13 protein-coding genes are annotated in these 13958 nt (G+C 64.1%); 4 read left to right on the top strand and 9 right to left on the bottom strand.

Going from position 1 to position 13958, the window contains the following annotated elements; translation table 11 throughout:
• Window positions 1-255 precede the first annotated feature (255 nt).
• Entirely contained in the window at window positions 256-1278 is a 1023-nt protein-coding gene (locus tag JFC13_RS04340; protein WP_198395878.1) for an NADP-dependent oxidoreductase, read from the bottom strand.
• A 93-nt stretch (window positions 1279-1371) separates the two neighbouring features.
• Window positions 1372-2250 (bottom strand): DUF402 domain-containing protein, encoded by an 879-nt coding sequence (locus JFC13_RS04335; RefSeq protein ID WP_198395877.1) that lies wholly within the window; start codon window positions 2248-2250, stop codon window positions 1372-1374.
• 129 nt (window positions 2251-2379) lie between these two features.
• On the opposite strand from JFC13_RS04335, the gene JFC13_RS04330 reads away from it, so the two are divergent.
• Entirely contained in the window at window positions 2380-3327 is a 948-nt protein-coding gene (locus JFC13_RS04330) for an amidohydrolase family protein (protein WP_198395876.1), read from the top strand.
• 18 nt (window positions 3328-3345) lie between these two features.
• Here JFC13_RS04330 and JFC13_RS04325 read toward each other — a convergent pair whose 3' ends face one another.
• The 6 genes from JFC13_RS04325 to JFC13_RS04300 form a co-directional block, all read right to left on the bottom strand.
• Window positions 3346-3885 carry a YetF domain-containing protein gene (locus JFC13_RS04325; protein WP_198395875.1) on the bottom strand — a complete coding sequence of 180 codons (540 nt, stop codon included), beginning with the start codon at window positions 3883-3885 and terminating at the stop codon, window positions 3346-3348.
• Window positions 3886-3927: 42 nt separating this feature from the next.
• The gene (locus JFC13_RS04320) at window positions 3928-4713 is read right to left on the bottom strand and encodes an SDR family oxidoreductase (protein WP_198395874.1); all 786 of its coding nucleotides are present in this window, start codon (window positions 4711-4713) and stop codon (window positions 3928-3930) included.
• A gap of 115 nt (window positions 4714-4828) precedes the next feature.
• The gene (locus tag JFC13_RS04315; RefSeq protein WP_198395873.1) at window positions 4829-5812 is read right to left on the bottom strand and encodes a hypothetical protein; all 984 of its coding nucleotides are present in this window, start codon (window positions 5810-5812) and stop codon (window positions 4829-4831) included.
• Window position 5813: 1 nt separating this feature from the next.
• Window positions 5814-6458 carry a response regulator transcription factor gene (locus JFC13_RS04310; protein ID WP_009881760.1) on the bottom strand — a complete coding sequence of 215 codons (645 nt, stop codon included), beginning with the start codon at window positions 6456-6458 and terminating at the stop codon, window positions 5814-5816.
• Complete coding sequence (locus tag JFC13_RS04305) at window positions 6446-8425, bottom strand: sensor histidine kinase (protein WP_198395872.1); 1980 nt, start codon at window positions 8423-8425, stop codon at window positions 6446-6448. Before JFC13_RS04305 ends, JFC13_RS04310 begins: the two co-directional genes overlap by 13 nt.
• A gap of 167 nt (window positions 8426-8592) precedes the next feature.
• Window positions 8593-9870, bottom strand: coding sequence for a trans-sulfuration enzyme family protein (locus JFC13_RS04300; protein WP_198395871.1), 1278 nt, complete (start codon window positions 9868-9870; stop codon window positions 8593-8595).
• Window positions 9871-10087: 217 nt separating this feature from the next.
• Between JFC13_RS04300 and JFC13_RS04295 the strand changes: the two genes are divergently transcribed.
• A complete protein-coding gene (locus JFC13_RS04295) occupies window positions 10088-10453 on the top strand; it encodes an ArsR/SmtB family transcription factor (protein ID WP_232488182.1) in 366 nt (121 codons plus the stop codon).
• 9 nt (window positions 10454-10462) lie between these two features.
• Complete coding sequence (locus JFC13_RS04290; protein WP_198395870.1) at window positions 10463-10954, top strand: SRPBCC domain-containing protein; 492 nt, start codon at window positions 10463-10465, stop codon at window positions 10952-10954.
• A gap of 30 nt (window positions 10955-10984) precedes the next feature.
• On the opposite strand, the gene JFC13_RS04285 is transcribed toward JFC13_RS04290, so the two are convergent.
• On the bottom strand, window positions 10985-12571 hold the full coding sequence (locus JFC13_RS04285) for an acyltransferase family protein (RefSeq protein WP_198395869.1): 1587 nt from the start codon (window positions 12569-12571) through the stop codon (window positions 10985-10987).
• 288 nt (window positions 12572-12859) lie between these two features.
• Here JFC13_RS04285 and JFC13_RS04280 point away from each other — a divergent pair, with 288 nt between their 5' ends.
• Window positions 12860-13894 (top strand): nitronate monooxygenase, encoded by a 1035-nt coding sequence (locus JFC13_RS04280; RefSeq protein ID WP_198395868.1) that lies wholly within the window; start codon window positions 12860-12862, stop codon window positions 13892-13894.
• The last annotated feature ends 64 nt before the right edge of the window (window positions 13895-13958 follow it).

The raw sequence follows: 13958 nt of genomic DNA, 5'->3' as shown, positions 1-13958 counted from the left end.
TCCACGTCGTCGGAGGCGGTTCGCAGAACGCACTGCTGTGTGCCGGTTGACGGCGGCCCGAATTGGCCGCACAGTCATGTCCGGTTGAGCCAGCGGCGATATTCGGGCGAGAAAGATGGCCTGAAACTGAAACAGTCGGCAAGTTCTGGGCGATAATAATACGAAATTCGACCAGGACCTACCGACTGTTCGTGAGATCTGCGGCGTCAGCGACGCTACAGCGCCGCTGGGAAGCTGCGACGCAGGGAGCTTACGTCAGCTTTCGGCGCCGACGGCCACGACCATCTTGCCGAAGTTGCGGCCGTTGAGCAGGTCGTTGAAGTACTCGGGAGCCTTGTCCAGGCCCGGGCGGATGTCCTCGCGGTAGCGGACCTTTCCTTCCTTGACCCAGCCGCTCATGTCGGACAGGAAGTTCTCGTGGTGCTTCTCGACGAATTCCGTCTGGATGAAGCCGCGGACATTGAGTGACCTCGTGAGGATGTTGCCCATCAACGCACCGGAACGGTCCGGACCTTCGGGCAGTTCGGTGAGGTTGTAGTTGGCGACGAGTCCGCAGACGGGCACGCGTGCGTAGGTGTTCAGACGTGGCAGCACTGCCTTGAACACGTCTCCGCCGACGTTCTCGAAGTAGACGTCGATGCCCTGTGGAACCGATTCTTTGAGTTCGTTCTTGAGGTTGCCCGTCCTGTGGTCGAGCGCGACATCGAAGCCGAGTTCTCCCAGGTGGGCGACCTTGTCAGGGCCACCAGCGATGCCGACGGCCTTCGCACCCTTGATCTTCGCAATCTGACCGACGACGGAGCCGACGGGACCGGTGGCGGCAGCAACGGCCACGGTCTCACCGGGTTGCGGACGGCCGATCTCCAGGAGTCCTGAGTAGGCGGTGAAGCCCGGCATGCCCAGCACGCCGAGAGCGGTGCTGACCGGGGCGACCTCCGGATCGACACGGCGCAGGTGCGCGGCCTTCTCAACGGAGTACTCCTGCCAGCCGCCGTAGCCGAGGACGGTGTCGCCGGTGGAGAACTCGGACGAATTCGACTCGACGACCTCGGAGACCGTGGCGCCGACCATGACGTCGCCGACCTCGACCGGCTTCGCATAGGACTTCGCATCCGACATCCGACCACGCATATAGGGGTCGAGCGAGAGGTACAGGGTCCGGAGCAGTACCTCGCCGTCCTGCGGCGACCCCAGTTCAACCTCGTCGAGGAGGTAGTTCTCGGCCTTCGGCTCTCCAACCGGACGAGAATTCAGGCGAATCCTGTGGTTTGTCGTCATCGAGATGCTTCCTTTCATCGACGCCGCGCACTGTCTGCACACGGTCGTATCGTGTCTGTGGGGCTGAACCTCTGGGGGCTGAGGCGGCAGCGCCTAGATCCAGTCCTTGTCGTAGCAACCATTTCGGATCCGATGATGTTCCTGATTTCGCAAAGAATCCGAGACCGACGATTCTGTCGCGAGCTCCCGAGCCTTCGTCTCCCACTTCGGGTCGAATGCCCAGGTGAACTCGCCGAGGTGGTCGAGCAGTTCCGATCCATTGCTTCGAATCATGTCCGACCATTCACGTGGCCAGGCGCCGTAGTTCGCCGCGGCGGCGAGTTCGTCCACGTCCTTGAACACCGCTCCGTCCGGGTTGAGAAGAGTGTGCCCCGACGTCGTGTTCCCGGACCGCGCGTGCCCGGACTTCGTGTGCAGGGGAATGCCGTCGACGGGGAATGTGATGTCGAGGATGTGATCGCTCGTATACAGGGTGTCGTCCGTGCGGCGATGGGTGGTCTCGAGGTTGACGTACCAGTCCGCGCGGATCGCACCGGAGCCGCCGACAGCAGAGTCTCTGGCAGCAGTCCCTGCACCGCCGGGTTTGAGCAGCACCCACACGGAGAACGGAACTCCGGGCGGGACGATCTTGAGCACCCCGAGCCCGCGCCAGCTGCCGGGCGCCTTGATCCGTCGAGGCGCCTCGGCGGGCGGGCGGAAACGCTCCTTGAGGGGAACATCGTGGGGGTTGCATTCCTCCCAGCCGACGATTCTCGTGTCCGTGGTCTCGGTGCCTCCGGCCATCCACAGCACGGCACCGGTCGGCCCGTCCTCGATCACTCGCATCGGCCGACGCACCTCGGCATGGTCACGGTCGAAGTCAAAGCGCCGAAACGACCACGTCACGCTGTCGCCGGGCGTCCAGAAAGGCCCCTCACCCACGTGTCGTGTGCTGGGTGGGATGTCGATCTCGTACGGATCGGTGAACTCCATACAGGCAGTCTAAGTTCGAGTCATGGGTGAGGCCTGGACGTACACGAGTCCGCTTCGCAGGCACCGATACTGCCAAGCCGCTGCCCACCGTTTCGGCCCGCTCAGCGTCCACCGCCTAAGGTGATGGGCATGGACGACTTCACACTTCCCGATCGCAAGGACGCGACTCATCACAGCGAGGCGACCGCGGCGGAACCTCCACGCACCGATGCCGATGTCCCGGCCTACCTCGAGGCGCTGGGCATCCCGGGCCTCGCCGACATCCACATCCACTTCCTGCCGACCAACGTCCTCGACAAAGTATGGGCCTACTTCGACGCCGCCGAAGCCAGTTATGGCTATCCGTGGCCGATCCACTACCGCTATGACACCGAAACCCGCCTGAACATCGTCCGTGACCTGGGCGTCCGTGCCATCCCGGCACTGACCTACCCGCACAAACCCGGCATGGCCGCCTGGCTCAACGAATGGAACCGCGAGTTCGCCGCCGCCCATGACGATGTCATCCACTGCGCGACTCTCTACGCCGAACCGGAGTCCGCCGACTATGTCCCCGAGGCTCTGGCAGCAGGTGCCCGACTGTTCAAGGTCCATATCCAGGTGGGTGGCTTCTCCCCCGATGACCGGGTGCTCGATCGGGCGTGGGCGGCACTCGCCAAGGCGCAGGTGCCCATCGTCATCCACGCCGGCTCCGAACCGCTGCCGGGTGCCCACACCGGCCCACAGGCCGTGGCGAATGTGCTCGAACGCTACCCGTCCCTGAAGTTCGTCATCGCCCACATGGGCATGCCCGAATACGATGCCTTCGCCAGCCTCGCCGAGGATTACAGCGGAGTCCACCTGGACACGACGATGTACGTGTCAGGGTTCTTCTCCTCCCCCGCCGAGGTGGACCCGGCTTACCGTGAACGCTTGGCCGGTCTGCAGGACAAGATCATCCTCGGCTCGGACTTCCCGAATATTCCCTACCCCTATGCGGATCAGATCTCGGGGCTGGCCGGACTCGACCTCGGCGACGATTGGATGCGCTCGGTGCTGTGGCGCAATGGTGCCAGAGTCCTCGGCCTTGAGGAATGAACCCTCAGGCCTTCAATCTCAGCTCTTGCGGGGGATTCTCTCCGCACCGATGACGCCGCGCAGCAGGTCTTCATCGATCGGGGCGCCGCGCCTGGTCACACTGATCTGACCGGTGGGCTCGAGGATCACGCATGCCACCTCGGCGCGCTGTCGGATGCCGGCCATGCGCAGCGTCGAATACACTTCGGCGGGGTCGACATGGGCTCTGGCGAGGTTGTCGGTCAGCAGCTGACTGCCGGCCATGAGGACGATGGCGGGGCTGTTGACGATGCCTGCGATGCGGTGGAAGCGCCGGGCCTTTCCGGTCAGAGCCTGGAGGATCAGCAGGGTGGCCAAGGCCAAGAGACCGGCAATGAGGGTCGGAGTGTCACCGAGGATCGAACGACCGATGATCGCACCCAAGGCGATGATGGCGGCGAGGTCGAAACTCGAGAGGCTCGCGAGGGCCCGTTGGCCGAATACGCGGACGAGAATAATGATGCCGAGGTAGAAGGCAATGCAGGATACGACGATCCTCACCGCATCGATGCCGTCGAGTCCGAATTCCAGCCAGTCCATGTATTTCCTCCCGACTGGATACTACAACTTCATGCCTGCACCTCAGCGGGAACGGATCCATTCATCGACGGTGACGGCGGAGAGCCTCGGCGAATCGGGGATGAGGCCATTGCCGGACATCGGTCCTGGGATCGGAACGGAGACGATCTTCGGGATACCCCTCGCACGGGATCCGCCACTCGGACCTGCTCCGACACTCACGGCCGAGTCTGCGTCGGCCGCCGCGATCCTGCCGGCGATCGTCGGAAAGTCGCTGACCTCGGGGCCGGCGACCTCGATGGTTCCGCGTTCTCCTGCATCGATGGCCTCGGCCATCATTCGAGCGGCCTCGTCGGCGGTCAGGGCCTGGACTCGCATCTTCGGCACGAATGCCACCGGACCCGCGGTGAACGTCATTGTGTCAACAAGTTCGAACCACTGGGCTGATCGGAACATCATGAGCTGGTCGGCGGGGATCAGCCTGCGGTAGACCCGTTCCTGCAGTTCCTTGGCCTGGTAGTAGCCCAACAGCTTGGACGCCGCGACCTCAGGCTTGAAGGCGATGGACAGACACACCATCGCTGCTCCCGGGTTCTCTGCCGCGGCCAGGGCGATCGACCGGGAGCTGCGGGAGAAGAAGTCGAGTGCCTTGTGGCGGTTGTTCGTCATGAAATTGACACAGTCGACGAGGACATCGCTGCCTTCGGCCGCCTCGGTGACTCCCTCTCCGGCATAGGTGTCGACCCCGATTCCGCGGTGGGCCGCGATCACCGAGTGCTCACGTTCACGCAGGTGTGCCACGAGTCTGCGGCCGAATGTGCCGGTGGCTCCATAGACGGTGATCTGCATGTCTCATCCCCTGGATTCGGTGGATCGGCGACTGTCGAGTCACAGGGCCAGCGGAACGCTGACCGAATGGCGGTGCCCGCCGGCGGTTGCGCCGACGGGCACCGTATGGACCAGTCTAGTTCTGCTCGATGGTGATCGTACCCATGTCGGTGCTCGCCGAGACAGGGATGATCGTTTTGCCCTCGGCATCCTTCGAGGACCGTGCAGCGTCGTACTTCTTGACGTCCTTGGCCAGATCCACGTTCCCCTCATTCGAGTTCGCGTTGATGCGGTAGAACAGATCCTTGGCGTCAGCGGCACTGCCATCGTCATCCTTGGAAGCGGCGGCCTCGGCGGCCATCCTCTCCTGGGCCAGGTCCAAGCGCGGCAGGCGGATGTCGATCGTGCCTTCGTCGGCCTTGGCAACGATGCCGGACATCGGCACCATGTCGTTGGTGAAATCGAGATCGATCGTTCCCGTCGAGGTCACGGCGTCGACGTGATCGCGAACGTTGAGATTCGAACCGTTGAGTGTGCCCACACCGGTCTTGGATTCGATGGTGTCGAAAGTCCCGCTCAGGTCAGTCATTCCGTAGTCGGTCGATGTCTGCAGACGCTCGGCCGAGCCGCTGACATCGACTGCGCCGCCATCTGTCTTCGCGACGATCTCCTGGTAGTCACCCACGACGTCGATGGCACCGTAGCCGCCGTTGAAGTCGAGTTTCATCTCCTTTGAGGTCTTCGCAGGAAGGGTGACTTCGATCTGAGCGTTCTCGAGGTTTCGCTGATCGTCTACGGACACCGTCGACGAGTCCTCGGCCTCTCTCACCTGCAGCGTCGGTGTTTCGTCGCGGGGCCCGGTGGCGGTGAGCCGGACGGTCGGCTCATCGGTCTCGGTGGTCTTGACGGTCACTGATGCGGTGGTGTCGAGGAGGAACTTCAGATCCGTGACCGAGGTCGACAGCGGCTTCGTGACGTCGAGCTTCGCGTAGTTCAGACGAGAGGCTCCGTGCGCGACGCTGAAGGCGATCGGGACGAGGAGGACGACGAGCGCGGCGATCGTGATGATCACTCGCATGCTCGCGCGGGTGGATTCGCTGACGTGGACTGTGGCAGGCATTCTATGCTCCGAGGAATGTGAGGACGGCGAGGATGCGTCGGTTGTCAGAGGTGTCGGCGGTGAGGCCGAACTTGGTGAAGACCGAGCTGATGTGCTTCTCAACGGCTCCCGCACTGAGGTAGAGGGTGCGGGCGATCGCGGCGTTGGATTTGCCTTCGGCCATGAGCTGGAGGACTTCGAGTTCGCGCGGGCTCAGCGTGGACAGCCCGTCCTTCTTGCGTGTGCGCACGAGGATCTGCGAGACGACTTCGGGGTCTAAGACGGTGCCGCCGGAGGCGACCTCGTCGACGGCTGCGAGGAAGTCCTCGACATCGGCGACCCGGTCTTTGAGCAGGTATCCGAAGCCACCGGTGTTCTCAGCGATGAGTTCGGATGCGTACTGCTCCTCCACGTACTGGCTGAACACGAGCACCTTGACGTCGGGGTTCTGCTTGCGGATGAGGACTGCGGCGCGGATGCCCTCGTCGGTGAACGTCGGCGGCATGCGCACGTCGATGATGGCGAGGTCCGGCGGTGTGTTGTGGACTGTGGCGAGGAGCTCGTTGGCATCGGGGACGGCGGCAATCACTTCATGCCCGGCATCAACCAGAAGCCTCTCGAGTCCGGCTCGCAAGATGGCAGAGTCTTCGGCAATTACGATGCGCATGGCACCTCCACAACGACAGTAGTTGGCCCACCTGCAGGGCTGGTCAGGTTCAGTGTCCCACGAGCGGCTTCGACGCGATCGACCAAACCGGCGATCCCGGTGTGACGGCCCGAACGGTCGATGCGCGCTCCGCCCTGACCGTTGTCGGTGACGACGATCTGGACTCCCGCCTCGATGGGGGCGATGAAGACCCGGGCATGTGTCGCAGCCGAGTGCTTGGCGATGTTCGTCAGGCACTCTGCGACGACGAAGTAGGCCACGGCTTCGGCCTCACGATCGATGCGCCCGGCGAGTCGAACGTCGACCTCGACGGGAATCGTCGAGCGTCCGGCCAATGCGGAGACGGCCGCGTCGAGGCCGCGGTCTGTGAGCACAGCAGGGTGGATTCCACGTGCCAGTTGGCGGAGTTCGTTGACGATGCCCTTCGCCTCGGCGTGGGCTTCGGAGACGAGCTCTTTGGCGCGTTCTGGATCCTTGTCGATCTTCGACTTCGCCATGCCCAGCGTCATGCTCAGGGCGACGAGTCGTGGCTGGGCTCCGTCGTGGAGGTCGCGTTCGATGCGCAGTCGCTCCGCACCCGCAGCTTCGATCCCGGCCATGCGGGCCCGGTCGAGATCGGTGACCTCGGCCTGCAGGGCAGCGGTGCGTGCCGGTGGCAGGAGGCTGCGGTCGAGTGCCCTGTCGAGGTACGGGGCGAACCACAGGATCGCCAGTGAGCTGGCGAGGACGATGAGAGAGCCGATGGCGATGCCGGTGCGCCCCAGCCCACCGGTGGTTCCACGGAAGAAGAAGTCAGTGATGCCCTCAGGATTGATGGCGCTGAAGATGCCGATGATTGCACCGCAGATGCCGGCGATGGTGCCGCCGACGATGATCGCGCCGAGCAGCATCTTCACGTAGTGGTGGGCAGTCGAGCGCCAGAAGGATCCCGACTTCACGTGCAGCCATCGATTGTGGAAGAAGCGACCGAAGGCGGATTCTCGGGTGCTGCGTTCGATCTTCGGGACCGGGATCCGGTCGCCGTAGATGAGTTCGGCCCGGTAACGTTCGAACACGTTCGCGCCCTGTTGGACGACGACCCAGGCGACGAGTGCGAGCACACCGAGGCCGAGTGCGAAGATTCCGCCGAAGCCGGTGAACAGCAGGCCAAGCGGGATCCAGGCCCAGACCACAGCCATCACGGCGGAGAGCACGAGGTTCGCGACGCCGACGATCCCGACTCGCTTCTGCGGCCATTCGATCGGACCGTCGGCGGGAATCTCGGTGCCTTCCTCACGCGTCAGCGGCATCGCCCCCGTCGCAGGTGCGTACGTGACGTTCTCCGACTTCGGCTTCTTCCGCCGAGGTGGCTGCATCGGCTGCATCGGCATCTGGCCGTTGGGACCGGGCACGGGCGCTGGGAGCTGATTGGGGTGTTGGCCCTGCTGTGGGCTTTGCTGCTGGGCGGAGTAGGTGCGCGGCTGGTAGCCGGGCTGCTGCAGATTGCCGGGTTGCTGGAGAGCGCCCTGTTGCTGGAGAGTGCCAGGTCCGGAGGAGTGGGTGCGCTGGGGCGGGTACGCCTGAGTGGGGTGCTGTGAGGGTGTTTGCTGCGAGAACCCCTGCGGGGAGTTCGCATTCATCACGCGGGTCTGGGGATAGGCCTGTGAGTACTGCTGAGCGGCACCGCGGCTGAAGGGAACCTCCATATCCATGGGAGCCGTCCGGAACTGTCCGGCCTCCGTCGCCAACGGTGTGTCTGCGGACTCGTCGACTGCGCCGTTGCCCGAAGGCTCGGAGCGGTCTGCAGACTCCTCGGCCTCGGAGGTCTTTGCAGCCGCGGGAGTCTCTGCGGTCGGGGGCGCGTTGACGATCGCCTCGGCGCCGATGGGCCTGTCCGATTCTGGTGCTTCTTCTGGTGCCTGGGACTCCAGGGAATCGGCGCTCTGCGGCTCCGATTCGGGTGGGTTCGTGGGGGTGTTCTCACTCATAGCAGTAACGCTACGGGAGTCGACAAGCTGCCAACAGCACGTTGACCACCTAGCCTGCGTCGGGTTTTCCCCACGACCCGTGACCACGCACACACGCCACGCACCGCCAGCGGTGAATCCCACGCACACACGCGCCACGCGCCACCGCTGGCGCTGTGGGCATCAATTCATACCGTTGCAACAGGATGGTGAAGAGTTGACGGTGAGGGGTCCGCAATTGGAACATCCGCTCCCAAGACCTCCGCGTCGGAGCTCACGCCGTCCGGAGTCTGCGCCGCCGCGGCGAGCGCCGATTCGAGGTCGGCGAGAATGTCAGCGATGTCTTCGATGCCCAGGGACAGGCGGATGAACGTCGGCGAGACGCTGAGTTCGCAGTCGGCGACCGCCAGATGAGTCATGGTCGCAGGATGATCGATGAGGGACTCGACTCCGCCGAGCGATTCGGCCAGGGTGATGAGCTTCGTGCTCCTCACCAGCGACAGAGCTCTTGCCTCGGTGTCGGTGCGGAATGAGACCACTCCCCCGAAGCCGCTCATCTGCTTCTTCGCGACCTCATGACCCGGGTGAGATGACAGACCTGGGTAATACACCTCAGCGATCTCAGGACGGCTCTCCAACCACTGCGCCACGGCCTGCGCGTTCTCACAGTGCTTAGCCATCCGCACCGGCAGGGTTTTGATGCCGCGGCGAGTCAGCCATGCGTCGAAGGGGGCGATGCCCAACCCGACGGATGCGAGGTAGGACTCGAGACGTTCGACAACCTCGGCGGCACGGGGACAGGTCGAACCGTCACCGGCGAGAACGGCACCGCCGATGACATCGGAGTGGCCGTTGATGAACTTCGTCGTCGAGTGGATGACGACGTCGGCGCCGAGCTCGATGGGGCGCTGCAGAATCGGGGTGGCGAAGGTGGAGTCGACGGCGAGGATGGCGTTCGCGGCGTGGGCGAGCTTGGCCGTCTCCTCGATGTCGACGATGTCGAGACCGGGATTGCTCGGGGTCTCGACCCAGACGATCGCGGTCTTGGCCGAGATGGCGGCGGCCAGCGCCTCGGTGTCGGTGAGGTCGACGGTGCGGACGCGCACACCCCAGCGCTCGTATTCGTTCTTCAGCAGTCGGTAGGTGCCGCCGTAGATGTCGCGCGGGATGATGATCTCATCGCCGGGGCCCAGCAGGGCAGAGAAGACTGCGACCTCAGCAGAAGTCCCCGAATTCACCGCCGCCGCGAAGGAGGCGTTCTCCAGTTCGCACAGCACCTGCTCGAGGTCGCTGCGATTCGGGGTTCCGGTGCGCGCGTAGTCGAAGCCGGCGCGGGTCTGGCCCGGAATGTCCATCATGAAGGTCGAGGTCTGAAAGATGGGGGCGACGACCGAACCGGTGTGCGATTCAGGGGCGGCGCCCGAATGCACCGAGCGGGTTGAGATTCCGTTCTGGGTGATGCTCATGGCGGGTCCTTCCTTCACTGATGACGCTTCGACTTCGCTGCCGAAGTTCCACCAGTCTCAACCGCTAGTGGGCTCGATGTCTTCGAGCACGACCTGGGATGTCACCAGCCGTCATGTGACGGTCTTCCGGCGTCATCTTCTGTCACGAAAGGGTCCGAACTGGAAAATTTCTCGACCCGTGGTTCTTTTCTCCCCAAGCCATGTAATACTTAGCTTCATGGCTAAGTATTCGGAGGAGCTCGATGCGATGTTCACCGCACTTGCCGATCCCACGCGGCGCACCGTGATTCATCGCCTCGGCCACGGGCCGGCAAGCATCGGAGAGTTGGCAGAGCCCCTGTCGATCTCGCTCCCGTCGTTCATGAAGCATGTGCGCACCTTGGAATCGTGTGGGCTGATTCGGACACGGAAGTCAGGACGAGTGCGCACCTGCGTACTCAACCGCGATCGCCTGACACTGCTCAATGATTGGCTGGCCGAGCAGAGACTCATCTGGGAGGCCAGCACAGAGCGTCTCGAGCAGTTCGTCACCGGCGACAGCGACAGCACACACGTCCGGCGACAGCGACACCACTCACAGTAGGGAAGAATCATGACCGCACATCTCGCCCGCACCCGGCATTTCGACTCCGCTCTCGACCTCACGATCCAGAGAGTCATTCGGGCACCCAAAGAAACCATCTGGTCCGCATGGACGGATCCTGAGAAGCTGGCGAAGTGGTGGATTCCAGAACCGCTCACCCTCCGCGTCGATGCCCTTGAACTCCGCCCCGGAGGGGCCTTCTCCACCATGATGAGCGAGGACGGCGAATCGTTTGCGCCGCACGTTGACGCAGTCTTCATCGTCATCGAGGACAACAACCGCCTCGTGTTCACCAACGCCGTCAACAGTTCCTGGCACCCGGCTTTTCCCGACCCTGTCTCCATGACCACCGAGATCATCCTGAGTGACCATGCCGATGGCACCGACTATCAGGCCGTCGTCCGCCATGGCAGCCCCGAGCAGCGCGCCCGTCACGAGGAGCTCGGCTTCTTCGACGGCTGGGGCACCGTCACCGAGCAACTGGCGAAGTCCGTGGAGTGAGTCGAGCGGCACGGCGGTCCCGATCGCTCCTCAGCCGAGGCTGACCAGCGCCCTTCCACCATCCGCCGCAGGCGGTACCTCACTCGCAGCCGTCTCCTCACTTCGCCCTGGAATCGGTGCCTTCATGGTGGCGGCCAGCACCAGTGAAGTCAGGAGCGCCGCAACGGAGACGAGCGTCCAGATCAGTGGGGCGATTCCCACGAGGAGAGCGATCGCGATGCCGTCCATTGCCAGAGCGACCGCGGTGAGTGCCCGAGGAACAGGACTCGACAGGCGCTCACCCAGTCGAGACACGGCCATGCGCGACATGCTGATTCGGGACCCACCTCGAGCCTCGGAAGTCGAGAAACTCTCGCTCACAACCCTCGCGACTGCGCGCCCGAATCTGGCCAACTTCGCCTCGCTGGGGAACGGGACCTTCGACATGGCCATGGCCAAAAGCGCAGCCAGTCCCATCACCGTCATCAGCCATGGCAGCCTGGTCAGCCACCACCAGCTCGATTCGATCTCAGGCAGTACGATCCCGGCTGCCGACAGCCCATCGCCTGCCGACACCCCAGACAGCAGCTGAGCTGCGTAGCCCAGAGCTCCGATGAGGGTGATGACGATCGGCATGTGCCACAGGTAGACCTGGATGCCGTAGGTGTTGCCCCAGGAGATGACACGCTCCCAGATGCGAGCACGGTACTCGTGTCCGGCCGCAGTCCGATCCGAACCACCGGACACGATCTCGTTCAGACGCGCATGGCTCAGCCGCAGGATGCACATCTGCGCAATGCCCAGCAGCACCAAGGCACCGGTCGGCGGGTTGAGGTTGATGAGCATATTCGGACTGTAGACCCCGAGTCCGACGAGCAATCCGAGGCTCACCAGGGACAGCACCATCATGGTCCAGGCCGACCAGGTCCGCACAGGTCGGTGAATGGCGTCGGCGTAGAAGAAGCCGAACTGCTGAATCAGGGGCCATACGAACAGGAAGTTGAGATACCCCAGTCCGTTCACTCCCGTGAGTGCGACCAAGCCGTCCACCGCGACCACTGCACCGGCGAGCGCTGCGATCGTCCGCCTCGGCGCCCTTTCGTGAAAGTGCACCGCCAGGGGAACCAGGGAGGTCAGCCCGACGTAGACGGCGAGGAACCACAGGGGCTGCCCAAGGCGAGTGCTCGCCTCGGCGAGCAGGTCTGCGGGAACACCCAGTTCCGAGGCGATCGACAGTCCTGCACCGGCGAGGCCGATGAGGGTGGCGACCGGAATGACGAGGCGGCGCAGACGGGCACGAATATAGTCGGCCCAGGTGTCTCCGGCGGCTTGGGTGCGTCGCCAGCCGTTGATGGCGGCGTATCCGCCGATGAAGAAGAACAGCGGCATGATCTGGAAGAACCACGAGGCGGCCGTGAAGCCTGCGGTATGCAGCAGCGCCACCGTGGGCACAACGTCACCGTCTGCTCCGAGCACGGCTGCGCTCATCATTGAATGCAGGATCACCACGACGACGAGGCAGCCGAAGCGGATCAGATCGATCGCCCGGTCTCGGTGCGGTCGATCAGTGGTGCCGTTGGGCGGGACGGGAAGGTGGTTCACCCCGGCCTCGGGCGGCCTGCTGAGGGTCAGTGACATGTCGGCTCCTTGTCGGATTGAGCTCCGCTGATTGCACGGAGTGCGGAGCTCGTCGTTCGATATATCCGAAGCTATGGGCGCGATCGCCGCCCACACATCACCTCTGAGTTCCGACCTGAGCCCGCCCATGCACTACTTTCGGGTGAGTCGGAACGCCCCGACTCCGTACCCTCATCGACCCCGCCCTCCGAGAGCCTCGGCCCAACGTGAGTGCAAGAATGGCAACGAGAGCATCACCCGATCAGGGACCTGACTGGTCTCGAACGTCCTACTGAGGAGCGCGCAACGATGACGACGATCGCCTTCGAGACCACCGACCTGCCCATCATCGGAGCCCCGATGGCGGGCGGAACGACGACACCCGAGCTCGCAGCAGCGGTCGCCCGTGCCGGCGGATTCCCCTTCGTGGCCGGCGGGTATCTCAGCGCCGAAGCGTTGGCCCCTCTGGTCGAGCGCATGCGGGAGACGACCGAGAACTTCGGCGTCAATCTCTTCGCCCCGAACTCTGTGCCCATCGATCGCGGGGCCTTCGACGCCTTCGTCTCGGCACTCGAGCCCGTTGCCGCCGATCGCGGCGTCGGCATCGATCCCGAGCCCGTTGATGACGACGATCATTACACCGACAAGGTCGACTACCTCGTCGACAACCCCGTGCCCCTGGTGTCGATGACGTTCAACATCCCCACCGCCGAGGTGGTCGATCGTTTCCATTCCGTCGGCACTCAAGTGGTGGCCACCGTGACGACCGCCGCTGAGGCGCGCACGGCTGCCGATCGCGGCATCGACGCTCTCATCGTCCAGGGGCCTCGCGCCGGCGGGCACTCGGGCACCGCCGATCCGACACGGTCCATCGAGGATCGGGCCACCGTCGATCTCGTGAAAGATGTCCTCGCCGAGGTGGATCTGCCGGTGGCTGCCGGAGGTGGAGTAGACGGCGCGGACGCCGTGGACGAACTGCTGCAGGCTGGGGCGAGCGCTGTGGTCGTGGGTACTCTTCTGCTGCTGAGCGATGAGGCAGGCACTGCGCCGACCCATCGGGCTGCCCTGCAGTCCGAGGATTTCGACGAGACACAGCTGACCAGGGCGTTCACTGGTCGGCCGGCTCGTGCGCTGGTCAATGATTTCGTGCGCAAGTTCGAGCCGATCGCGGTGGACGCCTATCCAGCGGTCCATCATCTGACGAAGACGTTCCGCGCCCACGCAAAGAAGACCGACGATCCGCAGGGGCTGCACCTCTGGGCTGGCACCGGCTACCGCAGCGCCCAGACAGGCTCAGCGGAGACGATCGTCAAAGAGCTCGGCGCCCATTTCGCCCGGAGCTGAGCACTCCTCGACGATTCGCGAGGCCGGGCTACCCAGTGGCTCGTTAGCCGGTGACTTGGTGCCC

Source organism: Brevibacterium antiquum (genome assembly GCF_016107655.1).
Classification (GTDB): domain Bacteria; phylum Actinomycetota; class Actinomycetes; order Actinomycetales; family Brevibacteriaceae; genus Brevibacterium; species Brevibacterium antiquum.
This window is presented reverse-complemented; position numbering and strand designations above follow the sequence as displayed.

Bases quoted from the DNA above. Each gene is read 5' to 3' on its own strand.
- JFC13_RS04300 (WP_198395871.1), bottom strand. From the start codon at position 9,870: ATGAGCATCACCCAGAACGGAATCTCAACCCGCTCGGTGCATTCGGGC.
- JFC13_RS04285 (WP_198395869.1), bottom strand. From the start codon at position 12,571: ATGTCACTGACCCTCAGCAGGCCGCCCGAGGCCGGGGTGAACCACCTT.
- JFC13_RS04290 (WP_198395870.1), top strand. From the start codon at position 10,463: ATGACCGCACATCTCGCCCGCACCCGGCATTTCGACTCCGCTCTCGAC.
- JFC13_RS04295 (WP_232488182.1), top strand. From the start codon at position 10,088: ATGGCTAAGTATTCGGAGGAGCTCGATGCGATGTTCACCGCACTTGCC.
- JFC13_RS04280 (WP_198395868.1), top strand. From the start codon at position 12,860: ATGACGACGATCGCCTTCGAGACCACCGACCTGCCCATCATCGGAGCC.
- JFC13_RS04330 (WP_198395876.1), top strand. From the start codon at position 2,380: ATGGACGACTTCACACTTCCCGATCGCAAGGACGCGACTCATCACAGC.
- JFC13_RS04320 (WP_198395874.1), bottom strand. From the start codon at position 4,713: ATGCAGATCACCGTCTATGGAGCCACCGGCACATTCGGCCGCAGACTC.
- JFC13_RS04315 (WP_198395873.1), bottom strand. From the start codon at position 5,812: ATGCCTGCCACAGTCCACGTCAGCGAATCCACCCGCGCGAGCATGCGA.
- JFC13_RS04340 (WP_198395878.1), bottom strand. From the start codon at position 1,278: ATGACGACAAACCACAGGATTCGCCTGAATTCTCGTCCGGTTGGAGAG.
- JFC13_RS04335 (WP_198395877.1), bottom strand. From the start codon at position 2,250: ATGGAGTTCACCGATCCGTACGAGATCGACATCCCACCCAGCACACGA.
- JFC13_RS04305 (WP_198395872.1), bottom strand. From the start codon at position 8,425: ATGAGTGAGAACACCCCCACGAACCCACCCGAATCGGAGCCGCAGAGC.
- JFC13_RS04325 (WP_198395875.1), bottom strand. From the start codon at position 3,885: ATGGACTGGCTGGAATTCGGACTCGACGGCATCGATGCGGTGAGGATC.
- JFC13_RS04310 (WP_009881760.1), bottom strand. From the start codon at position 6,458: ATGCGCATCGTAATTGCCGAAGACTCTGCCATCTTGCGAGCCGGACTC.